This is a genomic window from Lysinibacillus macroides (assembly GCF_001281525.1).
Classification (GTDB): domain Bacteria; phylum Bacillota; class Bacilli; order Bacillales_A; family Planococcaceae; genus Lysinibacillus; species Lysinibacillus macroides.
The window spans coordinates 1-16,929 of record NZ_LGCI01000008.1 but is presented as its reverse complement, the minus strand read 5'-3'; the positions used below and the strand labels follow the sequence as shown (position 1 = coordinate 16,929).

16 protein-coding genes, 1 tRNA gene and 1 pseudogene are annotated in these 16,929 nt (G+C 37.2%); 3 read left to right on the top strand and 15 right to left on the bottom strand.

What is annotated here, in order from left to right:
• Window positions 1–47 precede the first annotated feature (47 nt).
• The 3 genes from tatC to ADM90_RS12215 form a co-directional block, all read right to left on the bottom strand.
• Window positions 48–872, bottom strand: coding sequence for a twin-arginine translocase subunit TatC (gene tatC, locus ADM90_RS12225; protein ID WP_053995286.1), 825 nt, complete (start codon window positions 870–872; stop codon window positions 48–50).
• 20 nt (window positions 873–892) lie between these two features.
• The gene (gene tatA, locus ADM90_RS12220; RefSeq protein ID WP_053995285.1) at window positions 893–1,090 is read right to left on the bottom strand and encodes a twin-arginine translocase TatA/TatE family subunit; all 198 of its coding nucleotides are present in this window, start codon (window positions 1,088–1,090) and stop codon (window positions 893–895) included.
• Window positions 1,091–1,215: 125 nt separating this feature from the next.
• Complete coding sequence (locus tag ADM90_RS12215) at window positions 1,216–1,851, bottom strand: redox-sensing transcriptional repressor Rex (protein WP_053995284.1); 636 nt, start codon at window positions 1,849–1,851, stop codon at window positions 1,216–1,218.
• 230 nt (window positions 1,852–2,081) lie between these two features.
• On the opposite strand from ADM90_RS12215, the gene ADM90_RS12210 reads away from it, so the two are divergent.
• On the top strand, window positions 2,082–4,025 hold the full coding sequence (locus ADM90_RS12210; RefSeq protein WP_053995283.1) for an ABC-F family ATP-binding cassette domain-containing protein: 1,944 nt from the start codon (window positions 2,082–2,084) through the stop codon (window positions 4,023–4,025).
• Between the two features lie 435 nt (window positions 4,026–4,460).
• Here ADM90_RS12210 and tsaD read toward each other — a convergent pair whose 3' ends face one another.
• From tsaD to ADM90_RS12150, 12 genes and pseudogenes are all read right to left on the bottom strand, one after another.
• Window positions 4,461–5,477 (bottom strand): tRNA (adenosine(37)-N6)-threonylcarbamoyltransferase complex transferase subunit TsaD, encoded by a 1,017-nt coding sequence (gene tsaD / locus ADM90_RS12205; protein WP_083448542.1) that lies wholly within the window; start codon window positions 5,475–5,477, stop codon window positions 4,461–4,463.
• Window positions 5,477–5,929 (bottom strand): ribosomal protein S18-alanine N-acetyltransferase, encoded by a 453-nt coding sequence (rimI, locus tag ADM90_RS12200; protein ID WP_053995556.1) that lies wholly within the window; start codon window positions 5,927–5,929, stop codon window positions 5,477–5,479. Before rimI ends, tsaD begins: the two co-directional genes overlap by 1 nt.
• Window positions 5,922–6,629: a tRNA (adenosine(37)-N6)-threonylcarbamoyltransferase complex dimerization subunit type 1 TsaB gene (gene tsaB / locus ADM90_RS12195; protein ID WP_053995282.1), complete on the bottom strand. Its 708-nt coding sequence runs from the start codon at window positions 6,627–6,629 to the stop codon at window positions 5,922–5,924. Before tsaB ends, rimI begins: the two co-directional genes overlap by 8 nt.
• Window positions 6,626–7,078 carry a tRNA (adenosine(37)-N6)-threonylcarbamoyltransferase complex ATPase subunit type 1 TsaE gene (tsaE, locus tag ADM90_RS12190; RefSeq protein WP_053995281.1) on the bottom strand — a complete coding sequence of 151 codons (453 nt, stop codon included), beginning with the start codon at window positions 7,076–7,078 and terminating at the stop codon, window positions 6,626–6,628. Before tsaE ends, tsaB begins: the two co-directional genes overlap by 4 nt.
• A 205-nt stretch (window positions 7,079–7,283) precedes the next feature.
• The gene (locus ADM90_RS12185; protein WP_053995280.1) at window positions 7,284–8,060 is read right to left on the bottom strand and encodes a sulfite exporter TauE/SafE family protein; all 777 of its coding nucleotides are present in this window, start codon (window positions 8,058–8,060) and stop codon (window positions 7,284–7,286) included.
• A gap of 134 nt (window positions 8,061–8,194) precedes the next feature.
• Window positions 8,195–8,830, bottom strand: a complete 636-nt coding sequence (locus ADM90_RS12180) for a response regulator (RefSeq protein ID WP_053995279.1) — start codon at window positions 8,828–8,830, stop codon at window positions 8,195–8,197.
• Window positions 8,823–9,857, bottom strand: coding sequence for a sensor histidine kinase (locus ADM90_RS12175; protein WP_053995278.1), 1,035 nt, complete (start codon window positions 9,855–9,857; stop codon window positions 8,823–8,825). Before ADM90_RS12175 ends, ADM90_RS12180 begins: the two co-directional genes overlap by 8 nt.
• 192 nt (window positions 9,858–10,049) lie before the next feature.
• Window positions 10,050–11,453 carry an MBL fold metallo-hydrolase gene (locus ADM90_RS12170; RefSeq protein WP_053995277.1) on the bottom strand — a complete coding sequence of 468 codons (1,404 nt, stop codon included), beginning with the start codon at window positions 11,451–11,453 and terminating at the stop codon, window positions 10,050–10,052.
• Between the two features lie 19 nt (window positions 11,454–11,472).
• Entirely contained in the window at window positions 11,473–12,000 is a 528-nt protein-coding gene (locus ADM90_RS12165) for a helical membrane plugin domain-containing protein (protein WP_053995276.1), read from the bottom strand.
• Between the two features lie 14 nt (window positions 12,001–12,014).
• On the bottom strand, window positions 12,015–13,208 hold the full coding sequence (locus ADM90_RS12160; protein WP_053995275.1) for an FAD/NAD(P)-binding oxidoreductase: 1,194 nt from the start codon (window positions 13,206–13,208) through the stop codon (window positions 12,015–12,017).
• A 444-nt stretch (window positions 13,209–13,652) separates the two neighbouring features.
• Window positions 13,653–14,756 (bottom strand): annotated as a pseudogene (locus tag ADM90_RS12155) (IS4 family transposase); the annotation flags it as partial.
• A gap of 957 nt (window positions 14,757–15,713) precedes the next feature.
• Window positions 15,714–15,789: transfer RNA gene (locus ADM90_RS12150), tRNA-Asp, on the bottom strand.
• 168 nt (window positions 15,790–15,957) lie between these two features.
• Between ADM90_RS12150 and ADM90_RS12145 the strand changes: the two genes are divergently transcribed.
• Both ADM90_RS12145 and ADM90_RS25090 read left to right on the top strand, forming a co-directional pair.
• On the top strand, window positions 15,958–16,587 hold the full coding sequence (locus ADM90_RS12145) for a TetR/AcrR family transcriptional regulator (protein WP_053995274.1): 630 nt from the start codon (window positions 15,958–15,960) through the stop codon (window positions 16,585–16,587).
• 25 nt (window positions 16,588–16,612) lie between these two features.
• Window positions 16,613–16,786: a DUF2197 domain-containing protein gene (locus tag ADM90_RS25090; RefSeq protein WP_083448541.1), complete on the top strand. Its 174-nt coding sequence runs from the start codon at window positions 16,613–16,615 to the stop codon at window positions 16,784–16,786.
• Window positions 16,787–16,929 lie beyond the last annotated feature (143 nt).

Sequence of the window (16,929 nt, the reverse complement as noted above, 5' to 3'; positions counted from 1 at the left end):
ATAATGAAAAAGCTCGACGCCAAAACTTAGGCATCGAGCTTTTATCATTACTGTTGATTCAAATCTTCTATTTGGCGTCGTTGTTGCTCAAGTGCCTCTTCAACTAGGCGCTTTTGCTCAGCTTCTTGTTCTTCTTTCAACCGCATTTCCTCTGATTTTAAATATTTACGATAGCCTATTTTTGCTACCCAAACACTAAATTCATAGAGCAAAAACATTGGTACTGTTACGATTAAATGACTTATTAAATCTGGAGGTGTAATCATAGCTGCTATGACAAAAAGAGCGAAATAAGCATATTTTCTATTTTTTGTCATAATTTGCGGATTTAGAACACCCAAACGTGCAAAAAATAAAAGTATAATCGGCAATTGGAAAATGAATCCAAAGGGTATAGTAATTTGGAACAAAAATGAGAAATATTCATTAATCCCAATTGTTAACTTTACACCTAGACGTTCAGATAAATCAATCATAAAGGTCAGTACGTACGGGAATAAAATAAAGTACGAAAAAACAATTCCAGCTACAAATAAGATAAATGTAAAGGGTATATAGCTTAATGTTACCCTACGTTCCGTTTCATATAGCCCTGGTGAAATAAAAGCCCAGAGTTGGTATAGAATAATAGGAGACGTCAATAATAAAGCTATATAAAAAATCATTTGAAAATAAATTTTGATAGAATCTGTAATTTTGAACGCATTTAAAGAGAAGCTCTGTGCAGTATCACTGCTTTGTAAAAAATGAATAAGCGGCTCTGCCAAAAAAAACGCTCCAGCAACCGCAATAACAAAGAAAACGACTATAAAGTAAAGTCGTTTCCTTAATTCTTCTATATGCTCAATGACAGTTTGATTGTTTGCACTCATATTAGAAAGACATCCTTTAATTACTTATCATCGTTTTTTACTTCGATGACTTTCTTTTTATCGTTATCATCATCATCATCTGCTAACCCTTTAGTAGCATTTTTAAATTCACGCAGTGTAGAACCCATAGCTTTCCCTAACTCTGGTAACTTTTTGGGGCCAAATATTAAAATTGCTACAATTCCAATAATGATAAGGCTCATAGGACCGATACCCATTACAGCCACCTCCTCTTATATATTTTTCATTTTAACTCAATTTCGACAGTTTGGCTAACTATATTATGTGAAAGTTTTACGTCAATCTACTCACCACAGCAGCCTACATACGCTAATGTAAAGATTCAATCTTCCTGATTACGAATTAAATAAATAAGTGCTTGCAACTCTACTGATAGATCAATTGTTAATAACTGCATTCTATCAGGCACAGTTAAACGCTCAGGCGTGAAGTTTAAAATACCTTTTGCATTCATCGCAGCTAAGCGATCAGCCATTTTCTGAGCCGAACGTGAAGACACCGTTAAAATGGCAAGCTCCGCGCCGTATTCTGCATATTTTTCCTCTAGTAAATCTGGATGAAACACAGGGATATTACTAATCATTTTTCCATCTTTAGGGGCTTTTGAGTCGAATGCCACAACAATATGAGTATTATGATTTTTTTGAAAATTATACTTTAGTAAGGCACTACCTAAATTCCCCACGCCAATTAACGCAACCTTTGTCGTTTCATGCTGATCAAGCGTTTGACTAAAAAATTGTAATAGATGCTGGACATCATAACCATAGCCCTTTTTGCCAAGAGCACCAAAATACGAAAAATCACGGCGAATGGTTGCAGAATCTATTTTCATCGCTTCACTCAGTTCCTTTGAGGATATGCGCTCCATACCTTCCTGTGCAAAGTTTTGAATAAATCGATAGTAAAGAGGAAGTCTTTTTGTAGTGGCCTGTGGAATTTTTAATTCTTGTTTCAAACTTTTTCCTCCTCATAGTATACCTAATCCAATTTTACTGTATTTAGCTATAACTATATACAAATATTTATGACCCACTAGCGTATTTCTCTTTAGTTAATAGCGCTTTTTACGCAACTAACTAAAGAGAAATCGTTTCAATCTTACATGACTACTTGGAATAAGTAAAGCACTGACATTGCATGCAAATCGTTCATCCATTACACTAAGGTAGAATTGAGGTGTCAAGAATGATTGTTTTACAGGTCAATCAACTATCGAAATCCTTTCTTGCAGATGAAATTTTAAGTGGTGTTAAATTAGAGGTACAACACCGCGACCGCATTGCCTTAGTAGGGCGCAACGGTGCAGGTAAATCCACGTTATTAAAAATCATCGCTGGTCAAATGTCCTATGATTCAGGCGATATTATTATTCCTAAAGGTATACAAATTGGCTATTTAGAGCAACATGCTGGATTAAACTCTACCTTAACTATTTGGGATGAAATGATGACTATTTTTGCAGCATTTCTCGCGCAGGAACAAACCCTCCGCTCCCTTGAACAACAAATGGCTGACCCGAATGTTTATGAGAATGCTACTGTCTATGCAAAAATTATGTCTGAATATGATCAATTACAGCATACATTTAAGGATGCGGGCGGCTATCAATATGAGTCGGATATACGCTCTGTGCTTCATGGGATGCAGTTTTATCCTGAAGACTATGAGAAGCCTATCAGCTCACTATCTGGTGGACAACGCACTCGTTTAGCACTGGCAAAGCTCCTACTGAGTAAACCAGACCTTTTAATTCTCGATGAGCCGACAAACCATTTAGATATTGAAACACTCTCTTGGCTAGAATCCTATTTAAAGGGCTATGAAGGCGCTATTTTAATTGTTTCACATGACCGTTATTTCTTAGATCAGGTTGTTTCAATTGTCTATGAGGTTTCTCGTCATCGTGTCTCAAAATACACAGGCAACTATAGTGCTTATTTAAATGAAAAGGCTAAAAATTATGAGCGTGATTTGAAGCTATATGAGCGTCAGCAAGATGAGAAAGCAAAGCTTGAAGACTTTATTCAAAAAAATATTGCACGTGCCTCTACAACAAAAATGGCACAGAGCCGTCGGAAAATGCTAGAGCGAACAGAATGGATGGAATCGCCAGAGGGTGATGAAAAATCAGCTAGCTTTGGCTTCACCATCGAACGCCAAAGCGGTAATGATGTTTTATCTATTGACGATTTAACAATTGGTTACAGTCATCAAGCCATATCAAGTGGTATTACCCTACGTACGTTTCGTGAGGATCGTATAGCGCTGGTGGGCCCAAATGGCGTTGGTAAGTCAACTTTACTCAAAACAATTGTAAAGGATTTAGCCCCGATTGCAGGCGATATTCGTTATGGCACAAATGTACAAATTGGCTACTATGATCAAGAGCAGGCAAAGCTCTCCAGCAATAAAAGTGTGTTAAAAGAGCTATGGGATGAATGGCCATTGATGAATGAAAAGGATATACGCACTGTATTAGGACGTTTTCTTTTTAGTGGAGAGGATGTAGACAAAGCTGTCTTCTCTTTATCTGGTGGTGAAAAGGCACGCCTGGCACTTGCGAAGTTAATGATGCAAAAGGCTAATTTTTTAATTCTCGATGAGCCGACAAACCATTTGGACTTAGACAGTAAAGAGGTATTGGAAAATGCATTAATTGATTATCCAGGAACACTTCTTTTTGTATCACATGACCGTTACTTTATTAATCGTATTGCCACAAAGGTAGTGGAGCTATCTGGAACGGGCTCCTTCGAATATTTAGGCGACTATGATTATTATTTGGAGAAAAAACAGGAGCTATTAGAGCTTGCACAATTGAAGGCAGCTACACAGCCTCAAGGATCGCAAGAAATAGCTGAAAAAGCCTCCACCTCTAGGATTGATAAAGAGGCTAAAAAACGTGAACGGCAAATTAGACGTGCCGTCGAGGAATTAGAAGAAAAGATGCAAGAAACAACTGCTACTATTGCACACTTAGAGGAAGCTCTTTGTGATCCCACAATTTTCACAGACCATGAAAAAATTACGGCGCTTCAAGAGCAGCTAACAACTGCTAAAGAACAGCATGAGCTATTGGAATTAGAGTGGCTGGAGTTAAATGAAGAGCTTGAAAATATTCATCTATAAGGCTGGTTAAGACCGAACTATCCACGGAACCTTTATTGTGTGGACTAGTTCGGTTTTGCTTTACTCGCCATCATTTTTCATATATATTGGTCAAGCGCTATTTTTCGACAAAAAATGCCCACAACTTTATACACATCATAAATCTAGCTATATCAACATATCAACAGAGTTTTCCACATTGTCCACAGATAAAAATTATTTTATCCACATTTCTTCTTACAAAATCTACTACTATATATAGAATAATCACAAGTTATACACAAGTTATCAACATTTTGTGCATAAGTACGCCTGTTCGCTGTTTTATTTATCCTCATACCTGTGGATAATTTTCTGAAAAATTTGTCAATTACTACTCCTTATCTCTTGCATTTATCAACAATTTTTTCAACATACAAAAAGAGGCGTCTTTAAAAAAGACACCTCTTCTCTATACTAAACCCAGGATTTTAGCTCCATACCTGGACGTCCATTCATCATTAAGTTCCCACGAACACCTGCTTCATACATTGGCGTTGCTGCTGCGCCAATCATTGCCGCATTATCCGTACATAATTTAAGCGGCGGTACAAAAAATGCAATACCTTCCTTTGCAAATACTGCCTCTAATGATGCTCGCAAGCCTTTATTTGCCGCTACACCACCTGCTGCAATCACTTGTTTTACCTGATAGGCTCGCGCAGCACGCAATGTCTTTGCTGTTAATACCTCTACAACACTTTCCTGAAAACCTTTAGCAACAGCCGTTGGAGAAATTTCTCCTCCTCTTTGGTCCATGTTATGCTTATAATTAATCACGGCTGATTTTAAACCACTAAAGCTAAAATCATACGAATCTTCCTCCAGCCAGACCCTTGGGAAAGTTACAGCCTCTTCCCCCTCATGAGCTAGCTGATCAATACGTGGTCCACCTGGATATGGCAAATTTAAAACACGTGCAACTTTGTCGTAGGCTTCACCTGCTGCATCATCTCGCGTCTCACCGATCACTTCAAATGAACCGTGCTCCTTCATATAAACAAGCTCTGTATGTCCACCTGATACAACAAGCGCTAATAATGGAAACACCATTGGCTGAACAAGTGCATTGGCATAAATATGTCCTGCAATATGATGAACACCAACTATTGGTAAATTATGCGCAAATGCAAAAGCCTTCGCTGCATTAATACCAATCAATAATGCACCTACAAGCCCTGGTCCCTCTGTAACAGCAACCGCAGCTAAATCTGCTGGCTTTACATCTGCTTGTGCTAAAGCCTCCTCAATCACCATTGTTATTTGCTCCACATGATGACGTGACGCAATTTCAGGAACAACACCACCAAATCGCTTATGACTTTCTATTTGTGAAGCCACAACATTTGAAACAATTTCATGGCCATTTCGAATAATGGCTGCTGCTGTTTCATCACAGCTTGATTCTATTGCTAATATCATTGTATTTTTCATTATAACTTCACCCACATGACAAGGGCATCCTCCCCATTATCAGTATAATAGCCTTTTCGTATGCCACCATCTTGAAATTGCAACTTGCGATAAAGATTTTGGGCAACCGTATTTGTTACACGCACCTCTAACGACATCATTTCCATTCCATGTAAACGAGCTATTTGCATTGCCTCACGCATAAGTCTTTCACCAATCCCTCTACCACGCACCTGCTCCACCACAGCTACATTCGTAATTTGGGCTGCATCAATGACCATCCACATCCCACAAAAGCCAATAATGCTCCCATCTATATCCTCGGCTAATACATAATGTGCATATGGATTTTCATGTACTTCATAATAAAAGGAATCTAATGTCCACGGCATAGGAAACGTGGCAAGCTCAATTTCATAGACTGCTGGCACATCATCAGAAACCATTTTACGATACGTTACATTACTACTCATATGCCTGCTCCTTTTGTTCCTTTAGCCAATTTGCTTCCGCCTCAGCAATGCGCTTATATTGCGGAACAAAATGATGGGTAGCCTCTACGCTTGGAAGTGCTACCTCCGTTGCCAAACGAATAACTTCTGTTGCGTGTGGTAAATCATAGCTAAATGGCGCACGTACTGCAACATCACCAAGTACAGCACCAATTTTCTCCCAAAATATATCAACATCTGTTCCCACAAATAAAATAGGTGCTTCAAAAGCCTTTAAACGCTCTAATAGATCATCGATATGTGTATGGTAATCCTCAACAATAGCTTCTAGTGCCATCCCTTGATAAATAGCTGTGTAAACATTCCCTCTACGTGCATCGAAAATAGGACAAATGAAGCCATTATACAACGCAGCATTTGCAGCTAATACCTTTAAACTAGAAATGCCCACTAAAGGCTTTTGCAATGTCCATGCTAGCGTTTTAGCTAATGTTACACCTATACGAACGCCTGTATAAGAACCTGGGCCCTCAGATACTGCAATTGCATCTAGGTCGCTTGGTTTTAAGCCTACTCGCGTTAAAACTTCCTCAATCGCAGGCATAGCACCTGCTGAATGTGTTAATTTTATATTTTGCATCATCTCAGCAACCATCTTTCCATCCCTTACAACAGCAATAGAAAGTGGTGTATTTGCTGTTTCTATTCCTAACCAAATCATTTCATTAGCTCCTCACATAGTGCCTCATAGCGTTTCCCATGGGGTATTAATACAAAGCGTCGTTCCTGCTCTCCGATTCGGTAAATCTCTATCGCTAAACGCTCCTGTGGCAAATCTGGCTCAATTAAATGCGCCCACTCTATCACTGATACTGCATCACCATAGAATAGCTCATCCCAACCTAAATCCTCAACGCTTTCTGCTAAACGATAAACATCTAAATGATTGAAGGGTAGCCGCCCCTCGTACTGCTTCATAATTGTAAATGTTGGACTGTTTACCGTTCTTGTAATACCCAGCCCCTGTGCTAATGCTTTTGTAAATGTTGTCTTGCCAGCACCTAAATCACCTTCTAATGTAATCATGTCTTGTGCTTGCAATAAATTTGCCAACTTCAATGCGAATTGTTCTGTCTCATCCTGTGAATACATGATTTTTTCGTATCTCATCTCATATTCCTCTCTTAGCAACCTTACGTCTAGTTTACCGAAACAATCTGCAATATTCAAAGTATCTACTAATTTTTTAACGTTTGAATAATTAGAACACCACTTCTTACTAGGAGACAAAAAAATAGAGCCAATCAATAGCTCCATCAACAGTTTCTTAAAATATAGCCGTTTGAACTGTCAATATGGCTGTTATTAGCTCCATTTATAAAATATCAATCCATGTTTTAATAGCGGTCCCTAATATTAAAATAGCTAAAATCATTTGTAATACCTTCGTATTGAGCTTACTGCTTATTTTGGCTCCTAATGGGGCAGCGATAATACTGGCAATAATCATCACCGCCGCAGGTACATAATCCACTTGACCTGTTGCTACCTTACCAATCGTCCCTCCTATCGAGGATATAAAAGTAACGGCTAAGCTTGTGGCAATTGTCATACGTGTTGGGATATGCAATACAGTCAGCATAATTGGGACTAATAAAAACCCTCCTGCTGCACCAACAATACCCGAGCCAATGCCTACAAGTAATGCTAATCCTGCTGCTAACGGCTTATGAAATGTCACCTCATCCATCGGTTTATCATCCACCTGCTTTTTAGGGATAAACATCATAATTGCAGCTATTAAAGCTAATAAGCCATACACGAGATTGATGTTTTTTTCTGATAGTAGGCTTGAACCTAAGCTACCAAGCAAACTACCAATTAAGATCGCTGACCCCATATAAAGAATTAATGCTTTATTGAGAAGACCGCCCTTTCGATAAGCCCAAACACCTGCTATCGAAGCAAAAAATACTTGCACTGCACTAATTCCAGAAACCTCATGGGCGCTAAACGCTGCTAAACCGAATAACGGTGGAATATATAGTAGCATAGGGTATTTAATAATAGAACCACCTACACCAACCATGCCAGATACAAACGATCCAATAAATCCAATCAAAAAAATAACAACGATGAAGGCAAAATCCATCATGCCCACCTTCTCTCTAATACTTTTAAATCTGTATCGAAATTAACCAAAATGCTTCTTTCATTCGTTTATCATTATTTTTAAAGCCCTTAATTTATATAAATTCCGAAAAGCTATTTAAGAACTTTTCTACATCAGGAAATATATTTATTGGTAATCGCATATTGTACTAACTCTGCTTTTGTCTTTATATTTAATTTTTGCATAATATTCGATTTATGATTTTCAACCGTTTTAATACTGATGAAGAGTTTATGACCAATTTCAATATTCGAATAACCTAAGACGGTTAAGCGTAAAATATCCTGTTCCCTCGTTGATAAAATATCTATATTTTTTTTACCCTTCTTTTTAAATAACTTCTCCATCTGCTCTCTTGGTAAACCTACCTCATAGTACAGCTTTCCTAAAAAAACACTATTAATTGCTTCGATAATTTCTCCGCTTTTACTATTTTTTAAAATATAGCCATCTGCTCCTACTTCCCTAGCTTTTTGTATATAGGCAATTTCATTATGCATGGTTAGCATCACTATTTTTACATCAGGTAAGCCTTTCTTCAGTTCCTTGGTTACAGTAAATCCATCCATACCATTTGGAATCGAAATATCCATAAGAATAACATGTGGCTGTAGTTGATAGGCTAGTTGCATTGCTTCTTCTCCATCACTGGCTTCTCCAACAACGACTATTTTTTGGTGATTTTCTACCAGTAATGCAATGCCTTTTCGAATGAGGATATGATCATCTACTAGCAATACCTTAATCATTTTTTGGCCTCCAACGAGGAATCACAATTTCTATCGTTGTTCCTCTTGCTAAATTAGATATTATTTTACATGTACCCCCTAATTGATCTACACGTTCCTCTATATGCTTTAACCCCAAGCCTTCACTTTGAATACTATTTCTATCAAAACCTATGCCGTTATCTTTAATGGTCATATAAATATGTGTATTATCTTTGATAAGATCAATAACAACAAGTGTCGCTTGTGCATATTTTGTAATATTATGTAAAGCCTCTTGTATGATTCTATATAAATTGATTTCTACTGCTGGATCACATCGACCTAACCCTTGCGTATTCATCTGTATTTCTAAATTAGGCACTTTTCTTTGTAATAAATCAATCAGATATCGAATTGTTGGCTCTAATCCTAGCTGATCTAAACTTTGTGGGCGAAGCTGATATGCATAGCTTTTTACGTCATTCATTACCTTTTGTAATTCCTCGCGTACCTCATCAATGTAATCAATTAATTTGTCATTTTGCTGTACAAAGGATTCAATTGCCTGCAATGCTAATGATACCGAAAATAATGACTGTCCTACTCCATCGTGCAGCTCTTGGGCAAGGCGTTTATGCTCTTCCTCTTTTGCTTCAATCAATGCTCGAATCATTTTTTTACTGATAGCAGCTTCTCTCACTTGCTTATGTGTTTCATGATCTCGCAGCACAAGCATATATTCCGTTTGGCTTGTTTCCTTATTCACATAAATAGCCGCTACACTCATTTCAACATCGATTTTATCTCCCCGATATGTTGGCATTTTGGATAGTAACCCTAAAACATCCTTATTGGCAATTAGATAGCAACTAGGCTTATGATGTGTTCCTGCCTGCTCTGTACAATAGGAGCAATAGGGTACAAAGCCTCCCTTATGCCAGCCTGTTAGATTTTGGCCAGCTGGATTAATCATAATAATTTCACGGTTTTCCTTCATAAGGATAATGCCATCTTTCATATGGTGATATATTTGCTTTAAATATTCATTCTCACTATTTGATTGCATATAGTAACCTCTCCTCAAGCATGTAAATTTAAATTATGCTATTTAGATCATAACGAAGAAAAAATGAATAAAATAGTTTTGAATAAATTAGGTTAGCTAAAACTATTTAATTTTAGATCAGCATCAAGATATATACAATGAAATAAACTAGCTTCCACCTCTATAGATGGAAGCTCTGTTAAATAGTTAATGCTACACTTCTACTGCTATTTCTTTCACCCATTGACCATAGCCACCCGCTAAATTCACTAGCTCATCAAAGCCATTCGCCTTTAAAATACTTGCTGCTATTGCAGAACGTCCACCTGCTTGGCATTGCACAATTAGCTTTTTCCTTGGTACTTCATCTAAACGATTTTTTAAGGTACCAAGCATAATATGAACAGCGCTCTCAATATGTCCTTCATTATATTCTGTTAAATTTCGAACATCTATTATTGCTATATCCTCATTTTCCAGCATCTCTTTCGCTTCTTGAGGTGTTACATTTTCATATGTTTCTAGTTCATTCGCTTGCTCTAATACTTGTGAAATATCTGCATAGCCGACAACATTATCAATACCAATTGAACGCAATGCCTCTAGCATATCCTCTAATTGTTGAGGATCTCCTAATAAATAGAGAGGCTGCTCGTAATCGACAATCCATCCCATCCAATTTGTAAAGGCCGTATTGTAAGGAACATTGATGGTTCCCTTGATAAATCCTTGTGCAAAGTTTGCTGTGCTTCGTGTATCGACTACTAGCTTACCATCAGCAATCAAATTATTTATATCCTCTAACTGTGTAATTTGAATTACTTGTGGTAAATTTTTAATGAGCTCAATCCCAATTTTATTCACTCTTTTCATCACTGCAAAATAATAGGGCGGTTCTGGTTGGCCATCTAATAATGCTTTTATAAATGGAGCCTCTTGGTCAAATTGCATTGCCCAGTTAAATTGTTTTTCATAGCCAACTGTTGTCGATGGTACAGCACCTAAAGCTTTACCACATGCACTACCAGCACCATGCGCTGGCCATACCTGTAAATAATCAGGTAATTGCTTGAAGCGCTCGATAGACTGATACATCACCTTTGCTCCAGCATCGGCAGTTCCTATCATTCCCGCTGCTTTTTCCAATAAATCTGGTCGTCCAATATCCCCAGCAAATACGAAATCTCCTGTAAAAATACCGATTGGCTTGTCCGCAGCAGCCCCATCCGTTAATAAAAATGAGATGGATTCAGGTGTATGCCCTGGTGTATACATCACCTCAAACGTTAATCTTCCTAATTCAAATTTATCACCATCTTTTAAAAGCTGATGAGATATTCCGTCCAAATTTTGATATTTCCAATTTTCATCTCCTTCATCTGATATATACATCGTTGCCCCGAAGCGATCTGCCAATTCGCGGGAACCTGTCACAAAATCAGCATGGATATGTGTTTCTAATGCACCTGTAATATTCATATTTTCCTTCTTTGCAACTTCAATATAAGGTTGAATATTACGCATTGGATCAACAATAAAGGCTTCTCCTTTTTGTTGACATCCTACCATATAAGAAGCATGGGCTAATTTCTCATCATAAAAATATCGTAATAACATGTTTTTCTCTCCTTCACTCTTATTTTTTTAATACAAGCAATGTCGCTTGTATGTATTTCAACATTTTCTGTACGGATGGGTCTTTCAACCAATTTATAATTGTAAATAGTTTAATAGGCTCTGTTTGAGCTTCAGCCTGCTCTTGAATTTCCTTCAGCAAGGATACTTTCGAGAATACAGGTTCTGCGTATGCCTTTAAGCTATTTGTTGCTACTTCCAATGTTTTCTCATCCTTTAGGACAGCCGATATAAAATCAGTTATATCCTCTAGTTGCTCTAGCAACTGAACAAGCCTTGGTAATTTTTCTAGTAATTGAATAAGAGCCTCGAAAGTTTCGAAATCTATATTGTAGCTTCTCACTAATTCATCATATTTTTGAATCGCCTGCTGATCTGTTAAAGCAGCCTGTCCAAATTCAATGACGTTCCCTAACGTTTCCAAATTTTTCTGGTAAGTAGGTAAATTGGCTAATAAAGCAGCAATAGCTTGTTGTGTTTCAGGTTGTTGCAGCTGCATTTGTATCGGATTTGTTTCCATTGTTTCCATTCATAAACACTCCTCTACATTGTGCCTTTTAACATGCCGTCCCAGTACATGATGGGCAGTAAGTCTTTTTTCATCATATACATACTTGGTCTTTCTACAGCTTGATTAAACGGCATTGATTCTACAGGCTCCTTTGTATAATCAAATTCCGCTAAAATCAATTTGTTATAGCCCGTTACAATCGGACAAGATGAATAACCATCATATTTACTCTGCACCGTCTGTCGGCGCATACTTGCTAAAATATTTTCGGCTACGACTGGGGCTTGTTTGCGTATAGCGGCTCCTGTTTTAGAGGTCGGTAAGTTGGCATTATCGCCAAGTCCAAAAACATTCGCATATTTTTTATGCTGTAATGTATACATATCCACGTCTACCCAACCATTGCTGTCTGCCAACGAACTTTGGGCAATAAATGCTGGTGCGCCCATATATGGTGCAACATGAATCATGTCATATTTTATTTCACTGATTTCGCCCGTATCTAAATTTTCGAAAACAGCTATTTTCTCATCTGCTTTAATTTCAATTAAATTGCTACGAAAGCGGGCATCGATATGCTTTTTTTCGATTACTTTCTCTAATGCTGTTCGATATTTTACAACATCAAAAATCGCTGGATTAGCCGAGCCAAAGATAATATCAATATTTTTACGAATACCCATTTTACTGAAGTAATCCTCAGCTAGATACATAATCTTTTGTGGGGCTCCCCCACATTTAACTGGGGAATTTGGATGCGTAAACAGGGCTGTACCACCTTTAAAGTTACGAATCGTTTCCCACGTGTAATCTACATGCTCAAATGAATAATTACTACATACACTATTTGTTCCTAATGCTTCTTTCAATCCCTTAATAGCAGACCAATTTATTTCAATACCACTTGCCACAACTAAAAATTCATAATTTAATGTGACATCATCATCTAAAACAATTTGACTTTGCTCTGGATGAAAATATTTCACAGCATTTTGTAACCAAATTGCTCCTTCAGGAATAACGGAAGCCATATCTCTTTCTGAATCCTCTTTTTTAGAGGCACCTCCGCCTACTAATGTCCAAAGAGGCTGATAATAATGTTTTGATGCCGGATCAATAATAACGATTTCATTCTCTAAACCTTTGGATTTTCTCAGAAGACGGGCTGCCACAGATATACCCGCTGTACCTCCCCCAACAATAACGACTTTGAAGAAATTTCTCATCGTGTTACCTTCCTCCCTTGAAGTTTAAGAACCTTATACCGTCATCATAATGAAATTAGAGGCTCAAAAATATAGGGGATTTCCCCTAAAATTATCTAATTTTTTTAATTATTAAGCATAATTATGTAGATTTTCTCGTTTAGGAACTATTTTAAGGAAGTGCTCTTTACGATTTAAGAGCTCTAAAATAATATGTGTGAGGAAAAATTACAGATATACTTGATAACTCGAGGGATACGCTGCACTCTATTAACAAGTGCTTTGATAAATTGTATAGGAATAGTTGATCTCACTAGCATCGCATAAATGTTAACTGAAACTTCAGTTTTATTATTTTTCGACATTCGAAGAAAAACAAAGACACGTAAACAAAGGTAGTGAACATCCATTTTTTACTATAACCTTTGACGATGGTAACAGAGACGAAAAATTCTTTATGGTACACATTTTTCGAAGCCAAATGTGGGCAGATTTCCACCAAGACACTTTCAAAAAACGACCGATTTCTAAATATGTATACGAGCTGTTTGTGTGGAGCTGTGTCAACACGTTCAAGCAATAGACAATCATCGCGATCTACACTTGGTTATGCACCGCCTGCTCACTGTGACCGTAGAATTTCTTACTATTCAAATGTTGTTTCATCCATTTGAAAAATAATTCGATCGCCCAACGTGACTTGTACAATTCAGCGAGTTCATCTGCATCTAAGTCGAACCGATTCGTTAGGAGTTGTAGCTCATTCCCTTTTGAATCGATTACTTTCAATAAGCGAAAGGCGTTTTCAGCGCGATTTTGCGTCGTACCAATGACAACCATTTCATCCGATAAAACCAATGAATCCTCGGGTAATTTGAGCGTTTCCATGACGCGTGTTACTGCATTTTTACGCAAGCGCGAGACAAAGAAATAGCCGTCATCGGTCATCCGATCAAAACGCTCATAATCTAAATAGCCTCGGTCGAATACGTACATGCACTCCTTATCATCGACCAACACTTCCAGCTGTCCGCGATCATGTTCTATCGCATTCGTGAGCACCGTCTTGTCGGGATAAGAACAACCCTTTTCCATGTAGACGAGGCGTAAATGCAGTTTGACACCCGATTTGGTTTTGCGGAACTTGGCCCACTTATGATTGTTCAAATTCAGTGGCAGCGTACTGGAATCAATGATCTTTAATGGCGTCGATATTTTCCGGCGTTGCTCAAATTCAGTTTTCGTATGAATTTGCGCCACCAAATCGAGAAAAATCTCTTGAAAGAATTCAGTTGGTACCTGATTCAATCGGCGTCCTAATTGCGAGTTGCTAATCGAATCTAAATCGGTGAGCTGCTGGAGTTCTTCTGAAAACATCGCGTCACGTACAGCGCGCATACTTTCGGTTTCGTTCAACTGTGCATACAAGAGTATTTTTAGAAAGGACGCCATATACAGCTTCTTTGTATAGTAGTTTAACTGCTGGCTTTCCACATATTCCTGCATTTTTTCTGTTGAAATCGGTGAAAACCAGTGTTCAAATGATGTTTTTCGTGGTATCTTATCCATGAGATTGGTCCTTTTTATTGGATTTGGATAGGTATCTACCATCAAGCCATTATAAAGGACTTTTTTGTGCTTATATATAATTACAGAAAATTATGATTAATTCGAATGAGACATTTTTTTAATACGATGCTAGTGAGTTGATCTATAAATATAACAAAGCTGTCTCCAAATCCTTTTTATAAAATTTGGAGACAGCTTTAGCCCACAACAACCCCACAGCTCTCAAGCAAACATTAGAGAAGGGATCGTTATAAGCTCTACTTACAGGCTACTTCGTAAATACAGTCTTTCAATAATGAATTAGACAATGGATACAGCTCAAACCCATCAGCCAAAGAGGTAGTTCAAAGAAAAGCTGAATGAACCCTAATCGTGTAAACACATTATCAGTCGTTTATATAAACATAAGATAGATTTTAAAGAATTATCTATAGCCGTTCTTCGTCAAAAGAACAATGTCAGAAATCTCGTAAAACAAGAGGTTACTACTCTATTAGCACATTGTTCAAAAAAATCATAAGCTTGATTGTTTCAGAATGTGAACAAGCATCCAACGTTCATTTAAATACACATAGCGATATTTTATATAATAGCGGATGGGTTTTACGTAAAGGAGAAGAAGCGGGTATAAAAAATTAATGAGAGTGAAGAAATTCCCCTATTCACTTTACATTAGATATTCAAAAAGAGTGAAATAGTTAAGTTGAGTTTATGGATACATGCTCTTGAAAACGAGGTTATTTTATCGCGTGGGTTTAATAAAATTCCATCAAGTACTAGCTGTTGAGATGAAAACGGCAATAGCAGATGTTCAAAATGGAACAGTTGCATTTATATTTTTTGGAACTGCTACACTTCACTAACGCTTGAAACAGGAAGCTCCTAGCGAAAAATGATAAAAAAAATTCCTTATGATTATATAAATCATAGGAATATCTTATCTATAAATTATTAATATGGCGGTCCCGACCGGGATCGAACCGGCGATCTCCTGCGTGACAGGCAGGCATGTTAACCGCTACACCACGGGACCTCTTAAAGACATTCATAAATATACCATAGAAAAAGAAGAGAAGCAATAAGATTTTTTTAAATAATAATTTTATCTATTTTTTATATGAGCTGCACTAAGTAAATTAGCTAATCTTTGGATAAACGATTTTTATTTGAATAATTTGTACAGTTGTACTAAAATAAGTACATGAATAAAAAAAACAAACCGATTAACCAAAGAGAAATGACGTTCATCGAAAAAGCCCGTAGAACTCAAATTGTAGAATGTGCGATTGAAACCATTGCAGAAGTAGGTTACGCCCAAGCCTCTTTAGGACAAATTGCAAAGCGTGCAAAGATCAGTAAGGGGGTTATTTCTTATCACTTTGCAAATAAAGGAGAATTATTAGAGCAAGTAATTTATGATTACTATACAACCTGTCAAGCCTATATTGCTCCACTAATAGAAAGTCAACAATCACCTAAAGAGATGCTTAGCGTATACATTGAATCCAATCTTCGGTTCATAAATGACAATCAACGACACATGTTCGCTGTTATAGAAATTGTTTCTAATGAAAGAACCGCTGATGGTAAACTTCGGTTTGCAGCAGATCATGATGATACCATTTTTCTTCCAATCGAGAATATACTCCAGCTAGGGATGCAGGATGGGATTTTCCGTGAGTTCACCAAACTGTCAGCAAGAGTGATGGCGTTAACAATAAGAAATGCTATTGATGGGTTCACCATTGAATTAATGAGAAATCCTCAGTTAAATGTACAGGAGTATACTAGAGAGCTGATTACAATCTTTGATAAATCAACTAAAAAGTAATGTGTCACAACTTAGGAGGATAGCAATGTTTTACTATGAGGTAATTTGTTCTAGCTGTAAAAATAAATTCAAAGTATATGAGGGCTCACTAAGATATAGACAGTTAAAGGAAGGAAGCAATAAGATTTTTCGTTGTGAAGATTGCAATCATAAAATACGTATGGATGCAATTAAAAATTTCTTTAGGGATAGATTATAAAATATTGAGGAAGACTTCAAAAAGCCTTATTACATTCTGTACATAATAAGGCTCTTATCTTGTTAGCTAAAATTCAATAATAGAGATTTTAAATAACAATCATAAAAAAACAGCCAGCTAAATGCTGACTGCTTTCCTTTTTA

Excerpts from the sequence above, each read along its gene's own strand:
- ADM90_RS12160 (WP_053995275.1), bottom strand. The coding sequence starts at position 13,208 with ATGAGAAATTTCTTCAAAGTCGTTATTGTTGGGGGAGGTACAGCGGGT.
- tsaB (WP_053995282.1), bottom strand. The coding sequence starts at position 6,629 with ATGATTTGGTTAGGAATAGAAACAGCAAATACACCACTTTCTATTGCT.
- ADM90_RS12165 (WP_053995276.1), bottom strand. The coding sequence starts at position 12,000 with ATGGAAACAATGGAAACAAATCCGATACAAATGCAGCTGCAACAACCT.
- ADM90_RS12170 (WP_053995277.1), bottom strand. The coding sequence starts at position 11,453 with ATGTTATTACGATATTTTTATGATGAGAAATTAGCCCATGCTTCTTAT.
- ADM90_RS12180 (WP_053995279.1), bottom strand. The coding sequence starts at position 8,830 with ATGATTAAGGTATTGCTAGTAGATGATCATATCCTCATTCGAAAAGGC.
- tsaE (WP_053995281.1), bottom strand. The coding sequence starts at position 7,078 with ATGAGATACGAAAAAATCATGTATTCACAGGATGAGACAGAACAATTC.
- ADM90_RS25090 (WP_083448541.1), top strand. The coding sequence starts at position 16,613 with ATGTTTTACTATGAGGTAATTTGTTCTAGCTGTAAAAATAAATTCAAA.
- rimI (WP_053995556.1), bottom strand. The coding sequence starts at position 5,929 with ATGAGTAGTAATGTAACGTATCGTAAAATGGTTTCTGATGATGTGCCA.
- tatC (WP_053995286.1), bottom strand. The coding sequence starts at position 872 with ATGAGTGCAAACAATCAAACTGTCATTGAGCATATAGAAGAATTAAGG.
- tatA (WP_053995285.1), bottom strand. The coding sequence starts at position 1,090 with ATGGGTATCGGTCCTATGAGCCTTATCATTATTGGAATTGTAGCAATT.
- ADM90_RS12210 (WP_053995283.1), top strand. The coding sequence starts at position 2,082 with ATGATTGTTTTACAGGTCAATCAACTATCGAAATCCTTTCTTGCAGAT.
- ADM90_RS12185 (WP_053995280.1), bottom strand. The coding sequence starts at position 8,060 with ATGGATTTTGCCTTCATCGTTGTTATTTTTTTGATTGGATTTATTGGA.
- ADM90_RS12145 (WP_053995274.1), top strand. The coding sequence starts at position 15,958 with ATGAATAAAAAAAACAAACCGATTAACCAAAGAGAAATGACGTTCATC.
- tsaD (WP_083448542.1), bottom strand. The coding sequence starts at position 5,477 with ATGAAAAATACAATGATATTAGCAATAGAATCAAGCTGTGATGAAACA.
- ADM90_RS12175 (WP_053995278.1), bottom strand. The coding sequence starts at position 9,857 with ATGCAATCAAATAGTGAGAATGAATATTTAAAGCAAATATATCACCAT.